The 22,561-nt window shown below is 59.5% G+C and carries 25 protein-coding genes; 13 read left to right on the forward strand and 12 right to left on the reverse strand.

Annotation, left to right across the window (positions count from 1 at the left end; genetic code table 11):
* Nucleotides 1-34 precede the first annotated feature (34 nt).
* A complete protein-coding gene (locus BRA1417_RS0124360) occupies nt 35-559 on the forward strand; it encodes a hypothetical protein (RefSeq protein ID WP_027518050.1) in 525 nt (174 codons plus the stop codon).
* Between the two features lie 22 nt (nt 560-581).
* Here the strand turns inward: BRA1417_RS0124360 and BRA1417_RS0124365 are convergent, their stop codons facing one another.
* Both BRA1417_RS0124365 and BRA1417_RS44250 read right to left on the reverse strand, forming a co-directional pair.
* The gene (locus tag BRA1417_RS0124365) at nt 582-878 is read right to left on the reverse strand and encodes a hypothetical protein (RefSeq protein WP_027518051.1); all 297 of its coding nucleotides are present in this window, start codon (nt 876-878) and stop codon (nt 582-584) included.
* A 994-nt stretch (nt 879-1,872) separates the two neighbouring features.
* Entirely contained in the window at nt 1,873-2,943 is a 1,071-nt protein-coding gene (locus BRA1417_RS44250; protein WP_156948900.1) for a hypothetical protein, read from the reverse strand.
* A 1,175-nt stretch (nt 2,944-4,118) separates the two neighbouring features.
* On the opposite strand from BRA1417_RS44250, the gene BRA1417_RS0124375 reads away from it, so the two are divergent.
* Nucleotides 4,119-6,647 (forward strand): hypothetical protein, encoded by a 2,529-nt coding sequence (locus BRA1417_RS0124375; protein WP_156948901.1) that lies wholly within the window; start codon nt 4,119-4,121, stop codon nt 6,645-6,647.
* Nucleotides 6,648-6,772: 125 nt separating this feature from the next.
* Here BRA1417_RS0124375 and BRA1417_RS0124380 read toward each other — a convergent pair whose 3' ends face one another.
* The 5 genes from BRA1417_RS0124380 to BRA1417_RS44255 all read right to left on the reverse strand — a co-directional run bounded on the left by BRA1417_RS0124380 (nt 6,773) and on the right by BRA1417_RS44255 (nt 11,934).
* Nucleotides 6,773-9,262: a hypothetical protein gene (locus tag BRA1417_RS0124380; protein WP_027518053.1), complete on the reverse strand. Its 2,490-nt coding sequence runs from the start codon at nt 9,260-9,262 to the stop codon at nt 6,773-6,775.
* Nucleotides 9,259-9,846 (reverse strand): hypothetical protein, encoded by a 588-nt coding sequence (locus tag BRA1417_RS0124385; protein WP_027518054.1) that lies wholly within the window; start codon nt 9,844-9,846, stop codon nt 9,259-9,261. The genes BRA1417_RS0124380 and BRA1417_RS0124385 overlap by 4 nt, the downstream gene beginning before the upstream one ends.
* Complete coding sequence (locus tag BRA1417_RS0124390; protein WP_156948902.1) at nt 9,843-10,136, reverse strand: hypothetical protein; 294 nt, start codon at nt 10,134-10,136, stop codon at nt 9,843-9,845. Before BRA1417_RS0124390 ends, BRA1417_RS0124385 begins: the two co-directional genes overlap by 4 nt.
* Nucleotides 10,137-10,318: 182 nt before the next feature.
* Complete coding sequence (locus tag BRA1417_RS0124395) at nt 10,319-10,588, reverse strand: helix-turn-helix domain-containing protein (RefSeq protein WP_027518056.1); 270 nt, start codon at nt 10,586-10,588, stop codon at nt 10,319-10,321.
* Nucleotides 10,589-11,796: 1,208 nt separating this feature from the next.
* Complete coding sequence (locus BRA1417_RS44255; RefSeq protein ID WP_156948903.1) at nt 11,797-11,934, reverse strand: hypothetical protein; 138 nt, start codon at nt 11,932-11,934, stop codon at nt 11,797-11,799.
* A 123-nt stretch (nt 11,935-12,057) separates the two neighbouring features.
* Here BRA1417_RS44255 and BRA1417_RS0124410 point away from each other — a divergent pair, with 123 nt between their 5' ends.
* From BRA1417_RS0124410 to BRA1417_RS0124425, 4 genes are all read left to right on the forward strand, one after another.
* A complete protein-coding gene (locus tag BRA1417_RS0124410; RefSeq protein WP_027518057.1) occupies nt 12,058-12,282 on the forward strand; it encodes a hypothetical protein in 225 nt (74 codons plus the stop codon).
* Between the two features lie 269 nt (nt 12,283-12,551).
* Nucleotides 12,552-12,728: a hypothetical protein gene (locus BRA1417_RS0124415; RefSeq protein ID WP_156948904.1), complete on the forward strand. Its 177-nt coding sequence runs from the start codon at nt 12,552-12,554 to the stop codon at nt 12,726-12,728.
* 106 nt (nt 12,729-12,834) lie between these two features.
* Entirely contained in the window at nt 12,835-13,191 is a 357-nt protein-coding gene (locus BRA1417_RS0124420; protein ID WP_027518059.1) for a hypothetical protein, read from the forward strand.
* A gap of 114 nt (nt 13,192-13,305) precedes the next feature.
* Nucleotides 13,306-13,689, forward strand: a complete 384-nt coding sequence (locus BRA1417_RS0124425; protein ID WP_027518060.1) for a hypothetical protein — start codon at nt 13,306-13,308, stop codon at nt 13,687-13,689.
* A gap of 1,063 nt (nt 13,690-14,752) precedes the next feature.
* Here BRA1417_RS0124425 and BRA1417_RS0124435 read toward each other — a convergent pair.
* Complete coding sequence (locus tag BRA1417_RS0124435) at nt 14,753-14,959, reverse strand: hypothetical protein (protein WP_027518061.1); 207 nt, start codon at nt 14,957-14,959, stop codon at nt 14,753-14,755.
* Nucleotides 14,960-15,122: 163 nt separating this feature from the next.
* Here BRA1417_RS0124435 and BRA1417_RS44260 point away from each other — a divergent pair, with 163 nt between their 5' ends.
* Nucleotides 15,123-15,482: a hypothetical protein gene (locus tag BRA1417_RS44260; protein ID WP_156948905.1), complete on the forward strand. Its 360-nt coding sequence runs from the start codon at nt 15,123-15,125 to the stop codon at nt 15,480-15,482.
* Between the two features lie 208 nt (nt 15,483-15,690).
* Here the strand turns inward: BRA1417_RS44260 and BRA1417_RS0124445 are convergent, their stop codons facing one another.
* Nucleotides 15,691-16,353, reverse strand: coding sequence for a hypothetical protein (locus BRA1417_RS0124445; protein ID WP_027518063.1), 663 nt, complete (start codon nt 16,351-16,353; stop codon nt 15,691-15,693).
* Nucleotides 16,354-16,840: 487 nt separating this feature from the next.
* Here BRA1417_RS0124445 and BRA1417_RS44955 point away from each other — a divergent pair, with 487 nt between their 5' ends.
* Entirely contained in the window at nt 16,841-17,011 is a 171-nt protein-coding gene (locus BRA1417_RS44955) for a hypothetical protein (RefSeq protein WP_007590796.1), read from the forward strand.
* Between the two features lie 16 nt (nt 17,012-17,027).
* Here the strand turns inward: BRA1417_RS44955 and BRA1417_RS44265 are convergent, their stop codons facing one another.
* Complete coding sequence (locus BRA1417_RS44265; RefSeq protein WP_156948906.1) at nt 17,028-17,213, reverse strand: hypothetical protein; 186 nt, start codon at nt 17,211-17,213, stop codon at nt 17,028-17,030.
* 121 nt (nt 17,214-17,334) lie between these two features.
* On the opposite strand from BRA1417_RS44265, the gene BRA1417_RS0124455 reads away from it, so the two are divergent.
* The 3 genes from BRA1417_RS0124455 (at nt 17,335) to BRA1417_RS0124465 (ending at nt 18,370) form a co-directional block, all read left to right on the forward strand.
* Complete coding sequence (locus BRA1417_RS0124455) at nt 17,335-17,577, forward strand: hypothetical protein (protein ID WP_007610592.1); 243 nt, start codon at nt 17,335-17,337, stop codon at nt 17,575-17,577.
* Between the two features lie 156 nt (nt 17,578-17,733).
* Nucleotides 17,734-17,973, forward strand: a complete 240-nt coding sequence (locus BRA1417_RS0124460; RefSeq protein ID WP_027518064.1) for a hypothetical protein — start codon at nt 17,734-17,736, stop codon at nt 17,971-17,973.
* Nucleotides 17,974-18,079: 106 nt separating this feature from the next.
* Nucleotides 18,080-18,370, forward strand: a complete 291-nt coding sequence (locus BRA1417_RS0124465; protein WP_027518065.1) for a Zn-ribbon containing protein — start codon at nt 18,080-18,082, stop codon at nt 18,368-18,370.
* 1 nt (nt 18,371) lies between these two features.
* Here the strand turns inward: BRA1417_RS0124465 and BRA1417_RS0124470 are convergent, their stop codons facing one another.
* The gene (locus BRA1417_RS0124470) at nt 18,372-18,758 is read right to left on the reverse strand and encodes an NUDIX hydrolase (protein WP_027518066.1); all 387 of its coding nucleotides are present in this window, start codon (nt 18,756-18,758) and stop codon (nt 18,372-18,374) included.
* A 60-nt stretch (nt 18,759-18,818) separates the two neighbouring features.
* Entirely contained in the window at nt 18,819-19,928 is a 1,110-nt protein-coding gene (locus tag BRA1417_RS0124475; RefSeq protein ID WP_027518067.1) for an AI-2E family transporter, read from the reverse strand.
* A 224-nt stretch (nt 19,929-20,152) separates the two neighbouring features.
* Here BRA1417_RS0124475 and BRA1417_RS0124480 point away from each other — a divergent pair, with 224 nt between their 5' ends.
* The gene (locus tag BRA1417_RS0124480; protein ID WP_027518068.1) at nt 20,153-20,380 is read left to right on the forward strand and encodes a hypothetical protein; all 228 of its coding nucleotides are present in this window, start codon (nt 20,153-20,155) and stop codon (nt 20,378-20,380) included.
* Nucleotides 20,381-20,498: 118 nt separating this feature from the next.
* The gene (locus tag BRA1417_RS0124485) at nt 20,499-22,544 is read left to right on the forward strand and encodes an acetoacetate--CoA ligase (protein ID WP_027518069.1); all 2,046 of its coding nucleotides are present in this window, start codon (nt 20,499-20,501) and stop codon (nt 22,542-22,544) included.
* Nucleotides 22,545-22,561 lie beyond the last annotated feature (17 nt).

Below are 22,561 nucleotides of genomic sequence, written 5' to 3' on the forward strand. Positions count from 1 at the left end.
TGTTCTCATCACTTAAGCCTCGAAGCAAATCACAATGTCGAATTGGCAAGTCTTCTTTTCAAACTATGGATCTATCATCGCGGGCTTCTTCGCGGCGGCTGGTGTTGTAATAGGTATTATATCGAGCGTCGCCAGCTCCCAGCTCGCTGAGAAATCAGCGGCGGACCTCACACGCGCAGTTCAAGTCATTGAACGTCTGGAAACTGTGATCGGAGAGCAGTGGAGTCCACTAGATATCGAGCAGATCGAAACATTACGAAAAGCCATTGCGGCGATGCCGTTTAAAGGCAAGATCCACGTTATGTACCTAAATTCCCTTGGCAAGTCTTTCGCTCAAAGCATCGCGACTGCATTCCGCGCGGCCAGTTGGGATGTTCAGTACAGCACAGGCGGCGGATTTGAGGTTGGCGTCGAATATGGTCGTGGAGCAAAATCTACCGAACTGCAAAAGGCACTCTCGTCCGTGATCGATCCGTCGCTACTGGTCGGAAGGGGAGTTGACGAGCAGAGCCAAGAATTCTTCTTTATAGGGGTTGGATCAAAGCCACCCAAGCGCTGATGAACAACCGCGAATTAGTCAATCAGGGCGTAAAAAAGATTGAAAAAGCCGTCAAAGCGGCCGAAATCGCGCTCACCGTGCCTGCGTTCTTGTTCCAACGACCAGATTCCTTGAGATACTTCTGGATATCGCTGGTAGTCATCTGCGGGATGCCGTCGATGTAATGGCCTCCCTTTGTCATTACCGTTCCGACTTTCTGATCTTCGTTCGGTGGCGGGAGGCTGGACTTAGCTTCCACAAGTGCAGAACGAACCCACAGTGCGGACGAAATCGCCCAGCCAAGGGCAGCCGCAAATCCGAAAGCTTTATAGGTCTCCATCTCACGCCCCCGTGCAAAGTATCAAATCACGTATTGAAACGTAGGGAGTGTCACATGCTTCAGCAACCGACCTGACCACTGTTCTCCACTATTGATGGGAAGCATCAGTCATCAGCCCACCTCGACGCTTCCCAAAGCTCCTTGGCCTTCTCCCTATCGGCCTCTCGTTCTTTGTATCGATCATAATGCTCGGCGGCTTCCGCGGTGTGGCCGCTTTGCGCAGGCATCGTTCAGACGAACGAGCTCTTTTTTAGACGTCTCAGATGTCGCTAGCTCTTTGTCGGACAGCCATCCACCTTTAGACATGCTTCCCCTCACCCTAGGATAGATAACTCCGCGCCAAGCAAACACACACCATCCCCCCGTTGTGTAATTGTCTTGTGTACACTTAAATGGTTGATATCCCACCGTTCTTAGAGAGTTACACAATACACAAAGGATGGCGGGGCGCGTACGTGGGTGCAGCAGCGAACGATCTTTTGGTTCAAACTTTTCCAAGTTATAGGCCCCGCCTGAAGCGGCGCGCGCCGTCGCGCCAAATGCGCCACGCCGGACCGGCCAGGCGCTAGGCATGTATGAATGAGTGTATACAGATTGATTGAAGGAAAGAGAGGAGAGACATCTGATGGCGCGCGCGGCGCACCTTCTGAGAAACACTTGATTTTAATGAGTTAAACGGTGCGCCATAGCCGGCGGTCCTCATTGCGCAGCGTGGCGCGCCCATGGCGCAATGACCCGCGTGTCAACCAAGCGATATACCTTCATACCTCAATGATCGCGCATCTTGCCCTGCCTCGGGTCGCGGATCATTTTGCCGTTTCGGTGTGCACGCAATGTATTTCAATGGACGGAGGACTGCTATCACCGAGCTACCAAGGCACCCCTCGTGACGGCAGCGCATGACTTTCAGGTCGCCGTCGAAAGAGCGGTATCCGTGACGCATTTTGTGAACAAAGCGCTCCTGACGGGTTGCATTCGAATTTGATCCGCGATGCTAAGCCGGCGGGTCAGGACTCTTGTTGCCTTCTCGGCTGAATAAATCGCTGTTGTCTCTGGCAATGTAAGTGATCGTGCCCCGTTTGCCGACGCTACCCTGCCGGCCTACACCGTTGTCCGGCCTCGGCAGAGCCGGCATACGTCGGCGGTCTGTACCTGCGCTTCCGCCGTCGCAGAACACCGATCCCTCGCCGCCTGCTCCTCCTGGTCCCCCAACGCCACCAGGTCCCGGCCCACCGGGAGTCCCCGCCTGTCCGCCCTCCTGTCGAACCGAAAAAAACTTCAACGCGTCCTGCTGGCTCATTGGCGTAAAAAAATAGACCCAAGATCCATCCCCGCCCCTGCCGGCATCACCTCCCCTTCCAGGCATTCCGCCGTAGCCACCATCCCCTCCTCTTCCACCAGAGCGGTTACAACTCAAGACTCCATCGCTTGCGCGAGACCCCTGCGCTCCGCCCCCTGCGGTCCCGCCCTTTCCGCCGGTGCCACCATCGCCCCCACGGATGCCATCAAACATTAGGCGAATATTCTCCTGCGTCGGAGAGCCTCCATTCGCAAGCCGTATCGACTGGGCGAAGATCAAGATCGTTGGATTTATAGGCGCTTCACCTCTATTGCCCCTTTGGCCTTCGCCGCCATTCTCGCCGTTGTTTCCATTGCCGTGAGGATCAGTGCCGGAACCATTGCCACCATTCTTGCCTTGACCACCGTTCATTCCGCGCAACGCCCGCGCACAAACCTGGTCGAAAGCTGATCCGAAGGGACGCGTGATCGTCGCTCTGGTAATTGCTGTATCAATCAGAACTTGTTCGGCGGCAATCACCTTCATGTCGCCGTCTTGTGGTCCAAAATTTAGCACCAACACCCCTTCGTCGAATATATTCAAAAGGCTGGTGCGGATGATCTGATCAGAAGTTTCTATGGGAGCACCGGCGATATCAAGCCTGCTCCTTTGAGGCGTCCGCTTGATTTGTTCGATGATGTAGTCCGTACCGTCTCTGATCTTCTCGTCGCGCTCCTTGAGCAGTTCCTGAATTTCATTTGCGTATGACGGATGACCACTATTCATTGATCAATCTCCTGCCAGGAAGGCGGATCAGACGACGAAGCGCATTGAATTGAGATATCGATAATGCGCGCGCCGAACTAGCGCGAGCAAATTGCAATCAATTCCGAAGCACCCGCGCTTTCACGATATGAAGCATTGAACTCCTTCGGATTGAGCGCAGAACCGCCCGCCAAGAAACCAGGCTGCTGCGACATGCCGCGCCCAAAAAGGAACTGCCTAGAGTCAGCCGGTGTCAAACGCGTTCCCCTGTAAAATAAGCATGCTATTCGCGAGTTACCGCCAAAGCACGCGGATGACAGGTCAGCGCTAAAAGCATAGTCACACATCGACGTCCGTGTAGTCTCGACGTCGCATGTCTGTAAAACGGGCCCGCCTAACGCGGAGAACAAGCAACTATAGCGCGCGGCAGCAGCTGTATTCGGGAAACTCACAACTAAGAAAAGTCCAAAGCTGAAAATCGGTCGGCATTTCATGCGGTGCCCCTCCGATGGTGTCTCCTCAGATTAAGATTGTCCCAGTTGGCATTCACCGTCAAGCACTCGCTCTGCGGGAAGTAACATCCCGACCCTATGGGTGCGCTCGTCGAACGGCGAGTGCCGATAGCAATAAGCTCGCGCGCCGCGGTACCCTTCGGAGCCCTGAAAAGCTCCAAGGCCTCGCGCAGATCGGCGGTCATACCAATGCAATCCTTTACCTGGCTATTCGAAGTCCGGTTGCTGCACCTGCGAATAGAGTGCTCTGATCTGCAGTCGGTCGCCAAGCCTTCCTAGGGGGCTTCCGCGTATCCCCGCCGCGAAACTTTAAGCGCAATTTTCCTGCCAAGACCTCCCTTGGTGTAGGAACGCAGCTTTACGGTGAAATTGCTCCGTAGCATTCGCCCTTCGACGAGAAGCTGATTGCGGCTAAAGCAGCCCAACATCATCCTGAAGGAGCGGACCTTGTGCCGGCTCTAAGATTTTATCGCCTACTTAATCTGACCTCCGTAACTCTAACGCAGCATTGGTCCTCGTTGCGCCGCTCGGCGATATCGACGGATTCCCCATCGTAGAGCCGAGGATCTATCGTGCGTCGCGACCGTCCTGCGTCATAGCCGCAAAATTTTGGACAGCGCTAGACGGACCTCAGTAGAGCAGGTTACAACTCTTGCGGGCGTGACCGTATAATTGGGGGGCACTGTGCGCGTTTTGGTTTTTGCAGCCATACTGGGGCTTTCATCGTTCGCTTCCGCCGAAGACTTTTCCGAGACCGAAGGCAAACTTCACGAGGGGGTGCACTCCACTACGATCATGGGCGGCGCCTATAAATTCAAGCTGAAGCCGGACGTAGATGTCGACAAAATCGAAAAACGTGGGTTTTACGTCGAGAAGAATAAGAATGGTGATCGGTTCTTAAACCGTGATTTGGATCCCGAGTGGAAAAAATGCAGTGAGGCCGCGGGCTATAGCTATTTCCTGAAGAGCGTCGCGCGGGCTCCCACCAAAAAGGCTGGAGTACCTGGTGCAGTCGTGGGCCTATTCGATGTTTCCGCCGCCACTGCCTGTAACGAGAAATGGCACCAGCGCGTGAAGGCACTCGCGACGGACACTCGTTTCGAAGCACTCGAAACCTACGTTCAGGTCCGTGACACGAACATGCACGAGTACGTTGATCTTATTTTTGATTCTATAAAGACAGGTGTAGTTGTCCTAGAGAGAGACGGGAAGCAGTTGCGCGCCGAGGTCGATGATCAAAAGAAGGCGATGGATCTGCTTGCGAACGAGTTTGGTATTCTCGTCAAAGGCCATGCCGATCTTGCCAAAAAACTTCGTGAACAGAAAGACAAGCGTGACAAGCAAGAAGAGCTCACAAGACAAAAGGACAACATCGAGGCGGGCGTGATGTCCGTACAACTACTAAGCCGCGCACTTCTTCGAAAACAGCCGGACCTTCAATATCGAGTTTCGACCGGCGCAAAAAGCATCGGAACAATAGCCAATTCAGTTCTGCAACTGAGTCAGCCTGGCTTAAAGACCGGGGCTAAGATCCTCCTAAGTGGAAACATAGCAAATGCAGCGTTGGGTATTATTGGGTTGTTTGGCCCTATGGGGAAGGACCCAACGACCTCTCTGCTGGAGGAGGGTTTTTCAAGTGTACGAAGCGACATAAAAGCGCTTAGCGAAGAAATGCACGATAGATTTGATCAAGTCGATAAGGAGTTAGAGAAGATCTATTCTTCAATGCAGTTAAACTTCATAAATCTGGACAAACGTCTGGACGTCATCGACAAGCGATTGATTGATCTCGACACGTCGGTAGCTAGCCTACGCAAGATAGAGGTGGATGCTTGGAGAACGTTCATATCCAGCGACTACAAGCAGGCCGTGCGCTACTGCTTTAATCCAGAGGCCTACAAGTATCTTGCATACGGCAAATATGCTGAGTGCTTAGAAAAATTTCGATATTATGGAGCTGAGGTCGCTAGCAACCCCGTAGTTACGGGTGCCGTTTACCTAAGCCCCACAGTCAGGCCGGAAGAAGCGTTTCTGATGACGGCGAAGCTCCAACCTGATTTTCGGCTCGGACTGTTGACCGAGTCGCTTTCGCTAACTTCATCCAAGAAGCCGATCGCAGTCGACCGCGCCCCCAACCCGACAGCTTGGTCCGGAGCAGTGGATGCATATATCGCTCTTCGCAATAACTACAAGCGATTGAAGTACTCTTCGGATATCGACATCAAAGCCCTCACGAAAGACGGTTTTGATTCGCTCAATAGTAGCGCCGAACTTATTTTAGATGCCGTGCACAAAATTAGATCGGACGGAGCAAATGCTGCTCTGTCGATTTACGAGCGGAATGCACTAGCTCTTGCGAAGCCAGTCGCCGCATCGTTGCTTGATCGCCTGGCCAGGATGGACTTAGGCTTGATTGAAGTAGCCGATTATCGAGACTTTGGAATTCAATGGATAAATAACGGTAATGATACTGACTTGCACCTATATCGCGGCACGCAGCTCGTCATGAACGCCGGCCCGTCGAAGGGTGCGACCGTCATCATCACAGAAAAGCGCCATAGAATGGTTCATGTAGGAGTAGCTGGACCTGGAAGCGCGGCCGCATCTACAGCGAGGGCTAAGGAAGCACTGCCCAACGACAACCCAAACGAATATGGCTTGAACACATACGAGCCTCCAATCTTCGAGAGCGCGTCCAAAATAGCGGAGGCAAAAATACGAGCAAACAAGGAGTTTCTCACGAAGGTACCGCCCGCCGAGTGGCCACCCACTGTGGGTTCAAAGATTGTTGGCGCACTTCGCACGATGAAAGGCAACTCAACCATTAAGAGCAAGTGCGCCCAGTTAGAATTGTCGAAGCAGTACCTCGCTCAAACCATCTTACTTTATCGAACCGATCTAAGTGTGTCTTCGGTTGGATGGTACGACGAGTTTGTTGATTTGCCCGGGCAAGTCCGAAAGGACGATGAGAGCTGCACCGAATATTTGGGGATTCTACTTTCGGCACCAGCGATGGAAACTTCGTCTTCATCATTTGCAGACGCAGCTGCGGGTTGGATCACGAGCATAGCTAAGCAGAACATAGGCAAGTTTCGAGAGCAATACATGGCGTCTGAGTCACCCAAGAAGGCTCGACAGAATGTTTATGTTCCCGAGATTCACTCGCGCCTGGACCGGATCAAAAACTGCATGCGCACCGCCGAGTCCTGCTGAGGGAGGGCAGCGACTTTTCGATTAATCCAGCAAACACATTGAGAGACGTCTGCGTGGCGCAATTGGTGCACCTTCTAAAACCCTGCTGATCTTATAAGCTAAATGGTGCGCGACGCGTCGCCTCTTCATTGCGCAGCGTGGCGCGCCCATGGCGTAATGACCCTTGTTTCAGCCAAGCGACATACCTTCACGCCCCAATGGTCGCGCATCTTGCGTTGCTTCGGGTCGCGCACCTTTCGGCAGACCACCGCGCGTGAAACCCCTTGTTCGTCTGAGGCGGTGCGGCGGTCTTTGTGCTGCCGCAGCCAAGCCGACAGCCTGTTGTGCAGTTCTCTCGGGTCTTTGGCATCGAAGTGGCGGCGCAGCTCCTGGATGTAGTCCGGCACCGGTCCCGGCGCGACGAACGACGGCAGCTCGCCGGCTCCTGCAATGCGGGCCGCGATGTCATGGGCCAGGACGAACCCGGCCGGGGTCCCGTATGCTGACACCGGGGTCTCAGTGTCCGCTTCGGATCCAATAAGGGCCAGCAGCGCTTCTGTGATTTCGGCGTGCTCGATTGCCTTCTCGTCATTCTGGCGGAGCCGCGCCTGCGTCGCCACCGGGTCCGCCCCCATGACCAGATATGCGACCTCGCGGGGCAGCTCCGACCATCCTTCGAAGTTAGACAGTGGCGGGAGTGCCGGGCCGTTCTGACGGACATGATGGAGCAGCGACAGTACCGCTGAGACGACCTCCGCGCGCGCCTTGGGCTCATTTTTGATGCGGTCAAGTGCCGCCCGCGCTTTGGCCTCCCCAACCCAGCCCCGCGCCTCTGCCTTGTCCCGGTCGAGACGGGCGTGAATTGAACGGCGCACCATGTCTTCCGTGACCCGCACATTGTTACCCGTTGCTACCCACGTGAACTTGTCGGGCTTGACGCCAATCTGGCGGTTTTCTCCAAGGACTCGGATTTGGCATTTTCCTTCGTTCGCCGTGAGGACGGTGCGGAAGCTCTCGACGTTGGGCAGCTCACCACCGGGTACGTCGTCAAGGATTTGGACGCCGGCCTGCCCGGTGAGCAACACCGTCTCGATGCGTTTGCGCATCTCATCTCCGCTGTCGCGGCTCTTGTTCGTACAGGCGATGACGGATGCCGGGGTCCCCGAAAGTCCCGCGATGCGTTCCGCCGCGAAGGTCTTGCCGGCTCCAAATATCGGCGCGTCAATGAGCGTCAGCGGCGCAAGCTTGAACGCCAGACGGCAGAACCCGGTGACCGCGAACGCGGTTAGGACAGCGCCGTCTTCGGGCTCTGCATATGTGAAGAGGTCGATAAAACCTTTGAGCACTGCTTTCGCACGGTGAGGCGGCATCAATTCCAACATGCCTGCGACCTCGCCCACGTCGATGAATGCGACTTCCTGGGCTGCCCTGGCCGTAGCCTCGCGCGCGATGTGCAACCCGCTCGCGGTCACCACCGTGCCGGTTGGGAGCATCTGAGGTCCCTGAAACACGCCAAGCAGCTCTTGCAGCGTCACGCCGTCGAGGGTCGCCATGATGCGTTCAATGGCGAGCTTGAGGATCAGACCGTCCCACTTTTCCATTGGCAGCCACACGGTCGTTTCCGGGTCGTGCCGGGGCTTGCCCGTTGCATCGACCGTTAGCACGGCCGCGGCGTTGTAAGCGTCCGCCACTCCTTCGCAGGTCCACGCCGACTTAATAGCTTTCTCGCCCCTGCGTGGTCCATCTACCACCGTTTTGATTAGCGCCGCCCCTGACGGCACTCTGTCCGCAGCCACCGCGCCCGGCTCGTTTGCCGGCTCGTAAGTCGCCGGCTCAAGGATGACGAAAGCTCGTTGCAGCATTTCTTTCACATGGTCAGCGGTCAAAAAGTTTTCCGCCGTGTGCCTCCCGTTTCCCAGCCCCACCATGGACAGCCGGCCCTCGGTGGAGGATGCGAATACGCGGTCTTTTGACCCCGCTGCAAAGGCCCAACTCATAGTCAGAAACGTGCGATAGTTGTCGCTGCTCCAAAGTACTTTCTTAATTTTCGTCTGCTCCTGTAGCTGCTCAAGGATGAGCTGCCCGGCTGTCTTGACGCCGGCATCAGCCACTGCAGGGGCGTTCGTGGTACCCAGCACTGTCGCCAACGCCGCGTCGCGCTGGCGCATTTTCGACAGTTCGCGCACGGTGAAGTTGGTCTCTGCGTTCGTGGCGGCGCGCAATCCGTTGCGGATGCCGGTCTCTGCCTCGCGGACGTTCCAGCCTTCCCGGCTCGCGCGGCCGACGAAGACCTCCACGAGATGTTCGCTCTCTTCCTCGGCGAAGACGCTGGCGGCGAACGCCGGTCCGTACCGCAGCCCGGTCAGGTAGCACCACTTATTCCACGGTGTTCCGTTCAGCTCTGTCAGCGTCGCCATCGAACGCTTGGCGGCATCGGCGGCAATTGCGCTGCGCAATCTTTCCCTCTCGCTCGCGGTCAACGAGCTGATGAGGTCCGCCAACTCACGAACATCGGTCTCCTCACGTTCCGGCACCTTGATAACGGCCGGCGGGGTGGAGGCAGTCGGGTGCGCAGGCCAATTTGTGGCAAGGATGCGGCGCCCCGAGAACGGGTCGGTCATCAACGCTGCGCTCATGCGTCAGCCCCCATCACGGGGGCGGCGGCGAAGTGGATTCCGACCGGCGTGAGCATTGACGCATCAATGCCGCTGTGCGAGCCCAGCCACGCGCGGCACTCTGCCGACGATAGCGCGCGGTCGAGCGCGAACCATGCGTGCATCTTGAGTTTGCCGCCTAAAATAGGATGGCCGGTCGTCGAACTGAATTGACTGACGTAGTTCACGCCCCTCAGTTCGCGCGGCAAGCGGCTTTGAAGCTCATCGACGCTCGATAGCGGCGGGGCGTCGATATCGACCATAACCCAATCGCGCGGCACGTCTTCGACGCTTGCGGGGTCGCCAGTCTTGGGGCACCGCACGCTCAGCCGGCGGTGCCACCCATTCGGGTCCAAGCCCTGTTTCAGGCGACCGCGGATGACGGCCTTCAACGGATCGCCTTCGATTTCGCGTAGAATTGTCTCAAGCCCCGACAGTCCTTCGAACTCGCGTTCTTCAAAGCGATAGCGATACGGGAACTTGACAGCTGCCGGCTTCTCAGTCGGTGAGTGCCACACCTTGGTGAGAAGCGGTCCATCTGACGTGATGATGGTTAGGGCGCTCATTGGTTCGCTTCCGCGCGCCAGCGACGTTCGAACTCGCCCAAGTGCCCAAAGGCAGCGACGATTGCGCGGTCGCTCTCGTTTGGACAACGCATAAGCAGCGGCCAACCGTAAACGCTGCGCATGCGGATTTGCTTGATCCCGGGCTTGCAAACCCATGAGACAACGATAGCGCGGTATCCGGCCGGCAAACTTCCGACCGCTTCAGGCGGGAACTCGCCCTCGATAAGCTCGCGGCAGTAGAGCCGGCGGTTCGGATTGGCGTCGAAGAACGCGCGGTCGGCGTCAAACACGTGGTCAATTTCGCGACGGCAGCGCTTGCAGTCGCACTGCCAGTTTGCGGGGTCGTGCTTGTGGCGGCCGCGAGCATGCGGTACTTTGTGCATTGCGAAAAACTTTCGTTGACTGTGAGAGATTGACGGTGCCGGCCGGTGGAGTGAAGGCTTCGCTGGCCGTTCGTTTTCTGTGTCAGGCGCTATAGGGCCTGTTCGCCGTCCGCAGGATCATCGGCACGAACGATCGGTTCCATGTCGCTGATGAATTCGAGTAGGTCTGCCGGGCGGATGCGCGGTAGCTTGTCGCCTTGTCCCAGCGCCACAGCCTTGAGCTGGCGACGCGAGACTAGGCGTTCGACATGGCGCGTCGTCGTCTTCAATAGCTTGGCGGTGTCATCATAGGTGAGCAGGCCGAACCCGGGGACGGGCAGCAAGAGCGGCGCGCTGTCGTCAATGGAAATTGCGTTCATGGTATTCCCGTTTTGGTAGGTTGAACGGGAGCATAAAGAACGCATGACGGCCGGGCAGACCGTTACAAGATCGGCGATTTGACCATCCGACTTGGTGCAGGGTAGCGGCCTGACTGCGGCGGTGGTTATGACGGTAGCTTAAGAAAATCGCGCAAAAAGACCGACGATTTATCAGGCACTTAAGCGCATAGCGCGGTGAGCAGCGCGCTCACCAAATAATCCAATACTTACCGCCGAGACGACGCGCTCAGAGAAAACTGTGTGTCTGGAGGGCGGTTGCCGGTGTAGGCACGCGCGGCGCTTTGATGCCCCTCTGCCCCGTCACTCTGTGACTATCGCCGGAATGAATGCTCAATTTTACGCAGGAGCCTCAGCACCGCGTCGGTGTAGCGGCCGTAGGACAACTGCTGGTCCGCAAGACTGCCGCCGCCAGTACGAGAGCAGCTATGGCCACGCCCTTGATCATGAGCCCTTCCGCTTTTGCGCCACCAGTCGCAATGGAATGTTGTGCAAATTCGCGCGGCCTCGCACGGCCGTTTCTGTCCTGCCCAGCGCCTGCGCGATCTCGCTGGGTCGACACCCGGCCGCCGCCATCGCCAGCAGTTGTTGATGCTCCTCCGGTGTCCACCTCCGGATCAACGGATAGCGTGACTGTGCCATCGCCCGGCGTCCCCAGCCTGTTGCCAGTTGATCCTCGGCTGCATTTGCTGAGTCGCGCTTTAACCTATGATAGCGCCCCCCGCAGGACGGGGCGAGCGGATGGCGCCGGACTGGCGCGTCCACAGGGCCAGGGCTTGGACGTAGGCTCCGCGGCGGCGTAAGCCGGTAGTTTTCCGGGCTGTAGATTTTCGCCGGCCTTAATAATTCTGGCGAATGATCGGTCCGATGATTGGAAACCTCGACCATCAAGCAGAAGCCATCGCCGCGATGCAGAAGGCGATCGCCGCGACTTGCCCCGCCGAGCGGTTGAAGTGGTTGCGGACCGCTTTGGCCTGGAAGGACCTTGCAAGCTTGGCGAAGGGCAAGGCAGCAGCGTGAAGGTCACACAGCCAACCCCGGCTAGCCGCTCAAGATCTCGCGCAGTTTTCGATCATCTTCCCGAGTGCGGAGCATCGAACCGGCTTCTCCAATCGAGGAGCATCGCGGAAGCCAACTGGCAATCCATCGGATGTGTGGCCGGTCAGGAAGAAAAATGGCAACCCGCGACCTCAAGTGATCTCCGGCACCAGTTCAGTCGTTTCATCGCCAAGCCTCAGGTCGAGAATGGTCGGATCGAACTCAGCCACCCGCGCGACTTCGATGGCTTCCTTCAGGGTGCCTGCTTCGGCGACGACTTTGTGACCCAACTCCTCCAGTCACGCCTTACCAAATGAGTTAGGCCAAGGCATACGTCGCTCGACAAAGCCGGTGGTTGGCGTGTCCAAGGTGATCTGGAACGATCGGTAACCCGAAATGTTCGGGACTGGGCAATGCCCGTCCACTCCGTCGTTCTCTTTCCTGGGATGATAAAGCCGCTGCGACTGGCCAGCGTCTACGGCTACCTGGTCCAGCGCGCAGATGGCCTGTATCACCCAGGCGGCAGTCAGCCGATATGCACGATGGCTATGGCGCGGAAGATGGTCGAAGGCGGCTGGCTCAAACAGTACGGCCAGCGCTATGAGCCAACAGAGCAAGGGCTGCGAGCCGCGGAATGACCCTGGCGGATCGCAATGCGCCGCCTACCCCAAGGAAACGGCCCCAGGCCAAGGTGGCAGACCCAGGGCTGAGGCCGCTCCCGGCTACCGAACCGATAGCCTTATGCGTCTAAAACGCATGTAGAACCAAGGTCGGCCGACGGGCGTCGTTCCTATAGGGCGCACTTCTGCTTCGCCCGATGACCAGCCGAGCCACGCTTGGCAAATCCCCCCGGGGGAACAAATGTCCACTTTGGGACTTAACGACTGACCTTTGGCAGGGTGAGTTGATGAACTATTTCAGCAGCGATAAATTTTCAGGCGCCAAGACCCGAGAGGAACGTCGCTGTAGCTGCGGCGCTCAACCCAAGCTCAAGCACACGATGATGGACGCCATGCGCGGGCTGACGGTCCGGGTCTATGAGTGCCGGTGCGGCGACCGCACTTGGACTGAGGACAAGGAATAAGGCCGCCTCAGCGGACGGTTTTTTCCGCATAAGCCTTGCCCCTCACGCGGGAACGGAACGATCCCCATGGCAGCGCAATTGCTCTTGTTTGGGTAGGAGTTGCGTCATGCGTCATGCGCCGTCGATTGTGCCACTGGATCGGCTCGACCGTGAGATTTACCTGGTGCTGGAAGACTTCGGCGCGCGCGCCGGCTGCTCTTGGCGCGAGACCGACGAGCAGGACACCGATGTCGAGACCATCATCCGCGACCTGCTCTCCGGGCAGTACGCGTATCCCGTCCGGATTGTCGCCTTCAACGCCATCGAGGGCTGGTCTCGCGATGCCACCAGCGAGATCGCAGATGAGCTTGCCGTGCGTGTCACGAGTAGCGAGATCACGCCGGCCTTGCAGGCCTTCGTCCGGGCAAATGCTTCCCAACCATTTGCTGTACAACTGGCGCTTCCGCTACGGGGCGCCGCCTGACTTCAAATCTGTGATCGTGATGTTGCGCGCGGACTGCGGTGATAGTGCACCAAGCAGGCACAGTCATCGGAAGTTCGCGCTTCCCCTCGGCATGATTTTTTGGTACCAAATAAAATGAAACCGGCAAAAAAGATTCGTGCTAAAAAACATCGCGGCCGCCCTGCGACTGGTCAGGGCGTCCAGATCGGCACACGCTGGCCGGAATCGACTGTCGCTCAGATCGATGACTGGGCGTCGCGGCAGGAAGACACTCCGGTTCGCTCTGAATCCATCCGTCGGCTGGTCGATATGGGCTTGGGCAAACCCGGCCCTGCCCTCGCGGTTACGTCTGCCGCCAAGGCCTCGTCCGAGCGGGCTCGGGAAATGGCGGGTAACGCGATCGACAAGCTCAAGGACAACAAAGCGAGCCCGGATGACCAGGCCAGCCGCAAGCGGCGGCTCGTCAAGGGACCCGAGGAATTCCAGAACGTTCGACGCGACCGGCCAAATCGAAAATGATTTGACCGGCGCCCGCTTGGTCAATCCCGGCCTCAAGGCAAAAAGCAAATGATCAAACCCAAACGGTCGGCCGAGCAACAAGTCGCGGACGAAGCCAAGCGAAGGACCCTCAATCCGATAGGATCGAGACAGACAATAGCGGACAGTCAAGCCACTCCGGAGTTTCAGGAAAACCTGAAACGCCTGAAGTCCGAACGGCTGGAGCGTGAGGCTCGACTGAATCCGAAGCGCAAAGTCTGATTTGAGCTAATCCAGCTTTCGCCTCGCCTCGCCTGGTTGAGCCGGTCAGGCGAACGGCGGCGTTGGATGGAGGGTGCAGAAGGTCATGGGAATGTTGAATCGTCGGTGGATGATCGTCCTGTTGGTTTCCGTGGTGATTGTTTGCTCGATCGTCGCAGGCGCTCGATACTATCTAAGCAAATGCCATGGCATGGATGCGTGCGCGGCCGCCGAAGCCGAGAGCCATGAGCGAGATAAGCCAACCGAGCCACAATAGTTTTCGGGTGAAAAGCCGGCCTGCAATAGCGGCTCCGCAGCCGCGGCGGGTGCAAGGGCGAAGGTGCTAATCCACCGCTTTACAACCTGGGGAAAACTGGCTGCAGGTCAGCGCGCCTGCATTTTCCGAATCGCCTGTGCGTGCTCGCTGCCTCAGTATGTTCTGTTTGTGGGGGGGCACGTGAGCCAGTTCTTGTCCGTGCTGCTGCTGGCGACCGCCATGACTCTGACCCTGTGCTTCGGGGTGGCAGCGTGGCGCCAATCCGCTGTGAGGGACGATATCACTGCAACCATTCCCCAGCAGGAAAACGGCTGGCGGGCGAGGCCGACGAACTAAAGCACCTTCCGTTGCCCTCCTCCCTAGTTCAACCAGTTCGATGAACGGTCTATTGATCTCGCGCTTTGGCCTGTACCCATAACTGGGTACGCGTGAATGCCAGCGGCCGCTGATCGTAGCAATCAACGACCATGTCGAGCAGATCACCGGTAACGGACAAAGCTGCACCACCGCTGCCGATGAAGCGCCGGCGAATTTCGCAAATGCAAGTCAGGAGATCGCGACGGCGGACTACACCACGCCGCCGAAGTCGATGCCTTCCTTGGCGAGTGCCTCGGCTTCCTCGGCGGACGCTGTCGGCTTCGTTTCGAGGTAGGGACGCTCAGTCGCCGGCAGAATGGTGCGAATGTTCTGGCCGTCTGTCCGCGTGATGCGAGCAACCCAGCGCTTGGGACCGTGCTCAACTTGCTGGATATGGTACTGCTTATACGTAATCATGACTCACGGACGCAACTGACGCTGGCGGAAGGCTCCCTTTATAAGCAACGGGACGCCGCCGGACAACGATTTCCTAAACTCAGGTTAGGATCGCCGGTGGGAATCCGTTCAGCGATCATTCAGCCGCTCGGGCGTAGGCATATTGCGATTGGGAGAAGATCCGATGATCGGTGCAGTCGTCGCAACCTTGCTGGCTCTACAGCTCGGTGAGGTTCATCAGGTTCAATACCGCGTCCCTGTGCACCCACCGCCGTGTGGCAACGGCTGGGACGTCGGCGCCCGCGACGGCATGTGCTACCCCAACGGCTACTTGCCGCCGCAAGAACAGGCCGCTCGGCAGTACCATGGTGGCGGCAGAAGCTATGGCCACTATCCCGTTCCTTGCGGAAACGGTGCCGATATCGATTCCCGCGACGGCCAGTGCTACCCGAACGGAACGGTTCCGCCGCAGTTTCAACAGGGCCGGCAAGGCTATTACGGCGATGATTATTACGAGCGCCGTCCACGGCGCCGTTACTATTGAACGGCCCCTCAGGGTAAGCCGACGGGCCCTTAATAATCGCTTCTTCGGATCCGTGGTGACGGTGCCGGACTGCACTGTCACCAGCATTCCGCAATTCCAAGTCGGGCAAAAGCCCCGCTCGCGTGAGCCCGCCTAGTGAGCGCGGGCATGATCCCAGATCACTTGGTCCCAGATCACTTAGTCCTAGATGACTTGCCTGACCCTATCTTCAGCTCTCCGGGGCCGAAACTGTAGCAGGCACGCTCAGCGGCGCTCCTCCAACTGAAACGGGACCTACAGATTTCGACTGCCGGGCGATCCGCTTGCGGATCGCGGCGGACAGTCCATAGCGCGCATGCGCTCTTCGAACGGAGGACGTGACGTCCGACATCATGGCATTTTGCAGCGAGTCGATCTTCGCGATCAGCGTGGACAGCTGCGAAGATACCTTCTTCACATCGACCCGTTCGTCCGTGATGCTCTGCCGCAGCGAAAGCAGCACCATCGAATCCCCCTGCAGCAGAGCCGCGTTTTGCTGCAAAGCCTGATTGCTCTCCTGCAGCGAAGCCGTGTGTTGCTGCTGGGTCGACTGAATGTCCTTCAAGGCAGCGACAACCGGATCCGGCTTTGGCGCTGAAGCCTCTTGCCGCGGTAGCAGATCAGCCAGGCTGCTCAGGTTCAGCGATGGCAGGCCGGACGGCCATGTGTAGATCGCCGCCGCGCCGTTGATGGCGAGGGCACACACCGACAGCGCCATGACCGACGTGTGGCTGGAGCGTTTGATCGGTTCTGGAGCGTCCAAGCTTGCGGGTTCGTCGGCCGCGATGGCCGCAGCCAGTGCGGCAGGGTCGAGCTGTTCGACAAGGCCTTGCGTTTCGAAAGTCGTGGTCATGGCATTGACCCCAAATGAGCGAGCAACAGGAAGCCGTCGCCGGAACGTCCTCGCGACGGCTCCCTTACGCAGCACCCATCTACAACTGGCTAAAATTGTGGGCTTTTCAGCTTAATTCCACGTTAGCGGCCGCGGCCTGCTGCAGACCGCGCCACCCCGGCCGACTACGGGGGCGTGCGACAGACATGACACGCAGGCCGGCGCGAGAGCTCCTCCCGATCCCGGGAAGTCGCCGTGGTCCGAAGCGGATTTTCCGAAGTTGGCAAACTATCCCTGTTTTGCCCGACGAGTCAACCGGCGTCTCCGCCGGATGCAAGACCGCCGTGTGCCAAAAAGAAAGCGTTGCGCCAGCAGGACTTAGCTACTGTGCATGGAGTTGTTTTCGCGATTTTGGCCACCGCCTGCTCGTGCGCCGGGCCCCTGTCCCAAAAGCCGCGAGACAACCCGCTCAAAAAGTGTAGGATTCGACAAAACAGGGAGGAGCGGCATGTTTGAAATCAGCGGTTTCGACACGGCAGGAATCGTCAGCCTCAAGCGGCTGTCACTCACCGCCGCCCTCAAGAAGGCCAAGGAGCTTATCGCCGACGGGTGCTGGGGCGTTCAGGTGATCGGTCCAGGTGGCCAGGTCTACACCTCGTTCGAGGAGCAAGCCGCGTAGCCGCCCGCCTTCGGCATCAATCTTCGGCATCATTCGGAACGCACCCGCCCATCCGATCGCGCGGCGCGCTCTGGCCGTTGCAATGATCGACGTGAAAACCCCAGCGCCTGGTGGAGCGCTGGGGCGTTTTCAAAATATCAATCGGTAAAGCAATGAGGCCTTCGTAGCAGCGATCCCGACCATCGCTTGTGAACTGCTTCACACATCCTCCGATCTTTCCACACCTGACGAGGCTCAACTGCCGCGCGCCGTGCCGTTGCCAATCAACTCGTTTGGGAGCACGCTCCTCTCCAGGCGCGCAGACGCCGCTCAGGGAGAAAGCCATGAAGGAAACGGGCCTGGATCATCGCCACCGCGACAAGGATGGCGCGATCAGTAAGAAGCACGGCAACACGCTGGTCGGTACGTTGCGCAAGATCTACGGCAAGGGATTTGCTGCCGGTTATCCGGATACGACCGAACTCAGCGAGGTCTTGCACCAGTTGAACGAGACATCGCTGAGTCAGTTGCGTCGCGATCACGACACCGGGCATCTCGGACACAAGATCGACCACGTCCCGAAGTGAGGGACTCCCCTCGTCCCAACTTCAGGTAGGTGAATTCCACTCCACCAGGTGCCGGCGGCCCTGCGCGGATAGGCTGCGTTGCGGGTCGTCTCAGCGAATTTGCCGTTTGAGCCCTCGCCGCCCGAGCGCTAGAATGAGCCTTTTACGGAGGCTCATTTGAAACAGTTCATTGTCATCACCGCCCTTGCGCTCGCCGTGACGGCTCCCGCCCGCGCGCAGGCCCTCGTCGATCCCAACAAGGTTGCTCCCGAATATCGCGAGGCGGCCGAGAAGCGGCGGGCCGAGCAGATGCGGCAGCGCGAATGCGCGCTGAAGGCGGATCTTGAGAAGGTGCTGCCTAGGGATCGCACCGTCTACCTCAACCATTGCCTGGACACGATAGCGGCTAAGCAATAGGCGGCTGTTTCAGGCGGCTTGAAGTCCCGGACGCGTTCAAGCTTTCTTCAGACATTTGGGGTCACCTGACGATCCATTTCCATCAGTCATTGTCGATCGACCGCGCATGAGTTTCGTCCAGATTCAGTGCACGCGCTGCAAGACCGTGTTCCGCGACCGCGCGGAACGGTTGCAGGACGGTTATTCCAGGCAATGTCCAAGCTGCGAGGTGGTGCTGTTCTTCGCGGAGGATTCGCCGAACCCTCAGGTCAAGGAGGCCATGAAGCGCGCGCGCAAGGTTCGCAAGGAGCAGCGCGAAACCGAAATGGCCAGGGTGTCCGCGCCGCAACCGCGCGCCAATTTTTCGCGGGCCCACACCGGACGGATACAGCATTCATCGGAGGACGACGGGGACTAGCTCACCCGCGTTTCCGCGGAAACAGGCGGTCGCGGATATAGCGCGAGGTCGGCGTCAGGCGGATGCCGCGCGGCTTCTGCCAGACGGCGCGGTCGATCTCGTTCTTGTCGCCGATCGCGAGCCGGCCCTTGGCGCCCTTGGCGATGAAGATCGCGTCGCTCATCTTGCGGCCGGAGCGCTTGTTCCTGGCCGTCACTTCCTTCCAGAGGCTGATCCGGCCGAGCTTCAGCTTGGGCAGCTCTTCCTTGATCTCCCGCCGCAGGCAGTCCTTGTCGGACTCGCGCGCGCGCTTGCGGCCGCCCGGGAACATCCACAGGCCGTCCGACCGACGCCTGACCAACAATACCTTGCCGCGCTTGGCGGCAACCAGCTTGGAAGACTTCGCCATGTCCGCCGTAATCGAAAACAGAATCGAGCCCATGGTAACTTGTCTAATCGGATAGACAAGTCAGCCCTCGCCCGCCGCTGTCCCCGCCCTCGACCCCGCCTCTGCCCGGTCCTCCGTCCTGATCCAGGCCATCATCATCTCCCAGGCCACCGACAGGATGATCGGGCCGATGAACAGGCCGACGATGCCGTGGGCGAGCGTGCCGCCGATCACGCCGACGAAGATGACGATGGTCGGCGTGGTCAGACCGCGCCCCATCACCAGCGGCTTCAACATGGTGTCGAGGAAGCCGACGACGACGAGAAACACGGTGAGCAGCAGCGCGGTGGTGACGTCCTTGGCGGTCCAGATCCAGATGATCACCGGCAGCAGCACCAGGAAGGCGCCGATCTGCACGATCGAGAGCAGCAGCACGATGAAGGCCAGCAGGCCTGCGCTCGGCACGGCGGCAAGCTTGAAGCCGATGCCGGCGAGCAATGCCTGCACGATCGCGACGCCGATCACGCCTTGCGCCACGGCACGGATGGTCGCGCCCGCGAGTCCCAGGAAATGCTCGCTCTGTTCGGGCACGATGCGAAACAGGAAGCCGCGGCCGGCCGCAACCAGCCTCGGCCCGTGCGGAAACAGGAAGCCGGCCACGAACACCGAGACCAGGAACTGGAGCGTGCCGACGCCGGCGTCACCCGCGAGCCCAAGCAACGGTCCCGCCAGCGGCTGGAGATACGGCGCCACCTCGCGCAGCACCGCGCGGATGTTGTTGTAGGCCTGCTCCCAGAGGTCGAATAGCCATGGGCCAACGACCGGCCACGACTTCAGCTGCTCCGGCGCCGATTGAAGCGCGAGGTCGCCGGTGCCGAGCTGGTGCGCCAGTTCGCGCACGCCGTCTACTGCGCTGATGCCGAGCCAGGTCGCAGGACCGATGACGATGCCGAGCGTGATCAGGGTCAGGATCGCCGCTGCGGTCTTGGGCCGGCCACCGAGGATCTTGGCGACCCAGCTGAAGGCCGGGTAGAACGCGACAGCGAGCACACCGCTCCAGGCAAGGATCGGCACGAAGGGGCGGATGATCAGGAAGGTCCAGATGATCAACAGGCCGAGCAGGCCGACGCGGATCACGAGCTGGATGATGTCCTCGCCCGTCAGGAGCTGACGCAGACTTTTCACGGGCACGGCTTTCCTTGCGGCATTGACGCGGGTTCCGGCACTTGCGCGGCCCAGCGTTATTGCCAGCCGCGCCCCCGGCGTCAAGGCGAGGCGGATCCGAGCCCGGAGCGGGCTCTGTTGCCGACGGATTGGCTAACGGTGATTAACCGGATTTCGGCCGACCGGTTTACGCCGTTGCAAAGGCGCGCACCTAGGCTTCCACCGAAGTCCCCCAAACCACTTTCGGTGCAATGGCCAATACCATCTGGACGATCGAAGAATTCACCTGCCCGGGTTGCAGCATGAACTACACCGCGACAAGGGAGGAGCACGCCGAAGCGCATTCCGGCAGCTTCAAGTGCAGCATCTGCAGCGGCGTGGTGCACACCTGGTCCGGCAAGCACCATTTCTTCGGATGGGAAGCGGTGAAGACCAAGCCACTCGTTTTCGGTAGGCGCTGGGCCGGAGCCGGATGGTAGGCTGCTTGCAGCGGAGCCAGACCAGCTACTCCCGTCAACGCTGCCTGCCCGAACTGCGGCTTCTGCTACTCTGCGGCACCGGTTAAACTCCCCGCCCCGCAACTGAAGCCGATACGCAATGACCGCAGCTTTCGTTCCCCAGATCGCCGTTTACCGCACCTGGCTCGCCGAACGGCGCGGCCTCACCTTCGCCAGCTACGAGGACATGCGGCAATGGTCGGTGCGCGATCTCGACGGCTTCTGGCACAGCATCTGGGACTATTACGATCTGCAATCGCCAACGCCGTTTGCGGCCGTGATCACCGAGCGCAAGATGCCCGGTGCGGTCTGGTTTCCCGGCGCGCAGGTGAATTATGCCCGGCAGGTGTTCCGCCATGTGGAGGCGGCCGACGCGGCCGGCCTGCCCGCGATCGTCAGCTGCGGCGAGGACGGCAGGCTTTGCGAGACGAGCTGGCCGGAGCTGCGGCGCAAGGCGGCCGCCCTCGCGCTGCATCTGAAAGAAAAAGGCATCAGGCCCGGCGACCGCGTCGCCGCCTATCTGCCCAACATCCCCGAGACCATCATCGCACTCCTGGCGAGCGCCAGCATCGGCGCGGTCTGGAGCGTGTGCGCGCCCGATATGGCCGCGCCCGCCGTGATCGACCGCTTCAAGCAGATCGAACCGAAAGTGCTGATCGCCTGCGACGCAGTCACCTATGCCGGACGCCGGCACGATCGCAAAGACGTCCTCGCCGAGCTGCGGCGATCGCTGCCGACGGTCGAGCACGTCATTCTGCACAGCGAGGCCGCCGTCCCTGCAACGGCGGACGCCCTGCTCTCCGACATTGTCGCAACAACGGGCGCCGCGATCGACGCCTTCGAGCCGGCGTGGCTGCCGTTCGATCATCCGCTCTGGATCGTCTATTCCAGCGGCACCACCGGCCTGCCGAAACCGATCGTGCACGGCCATGGCGGCATCGTCATCGTGGTGCTGGCGCTGCTCGGATTGCACAACGATCTCGGCTGCTCCTACCATGAGAACTCGTTCGGCGAGCGCTATCACTGGTACTCTTCGACGGGCTGGATCATGTGGAACAGCCAGGTCGGCGGCCTGCTCAGCGGCACCACCTGTTGCATCTTCGATGGCAGCCCCGGCGGCGCCAAGGACAAGCCGGACTGGACCACGCTGTGGCGCTTCGTCGCGCAATCCAAAGCAACCTTCTTCGGCGCGGGCGCCGCGTTCTTCGCGAGCTGCGCCAAGGCCGAGGTTGACCTCGCCGCCGGCGATCTCTCACAGCTTCGTTGTCTCGGCTCAACCGGCTCTCCGCTGAGCGCCGACACGCAAGCCTGGTTCAACGACCGCTTCGCGGCGCTCTCGAAGACCAACGGCAGCAAGGCGCAGGCCAATATCTGGTGGGCCAACATTTCCGGCGGCACCGATTTCGCCGGCGCCTTCATTGGGGGAAATCGCGAACTGCCGCAGACGCCGGGTGCAATGCAGTGCCGTCTGCTGGGTGCCGCCGTGGAAGCCTTCGACGAACAGGGCCGCGCCGTCATCGGCGAGGTCGGCGAGCTCGTCTGCACCGAGCCGATGCCGTCGATGCCGCTCTATTTCTGGAACGACAAGGGCGATGCGCGCTATCGCGCGAGCTATTTCGAGACCTATCCGGACAATTTCGACGGCAGCGGCCGCGGGCCGGTGTGGCGGCACGGCGATTGGCTCAAGGTCGACCCGGACGGCTCCTGCATCATCTATGGCCGCAGCGATGCCACCATCAACCGGCATGGTCTGCGCATGGGCACGAGCGAACTTTACTCGGCGATCGAGGCCTTGCCGGAGGTGCTGGATTCCCTCGTCGTCGATCTCGAATATCTCGGCCGTGACAGCTACATGCCGCTGTTCGTGGTGCTGCGCGAAGGCGTCGCCTTCGACGGCGCGATGCAGGCGAAGATCAACAAGGCGATCGAGGCGGGCCTCTCCCGCCGCTTCCTGCCGAATGAGATTTTTGCGGTCGCCGAGATTCCGCGCACGCTCTCGGGCAAGAAGCAGGAGCTGCCGATCAAGAAGCTGCTGCTCGGCCAGCCCGTCGAGAAGGTCATCAACCGGGAAGCGATGGGCAATCCCGCCTGCCTCGACTGGTATCTTGCCTTTGCACGCGACTATCTGGCGCGGAGGGGGACCTGAGGGGAAATCGCCCCAAT

This window comes from Bradyrhizobium sp. WSM1417 (genome assembly GCF_000515415.1).
Lineage (GTDB): Bacteria > Pseudomonadota > Alphaproteobacteria > Rhizobiales > Xanthobacteraceae > Bradyrhizobium.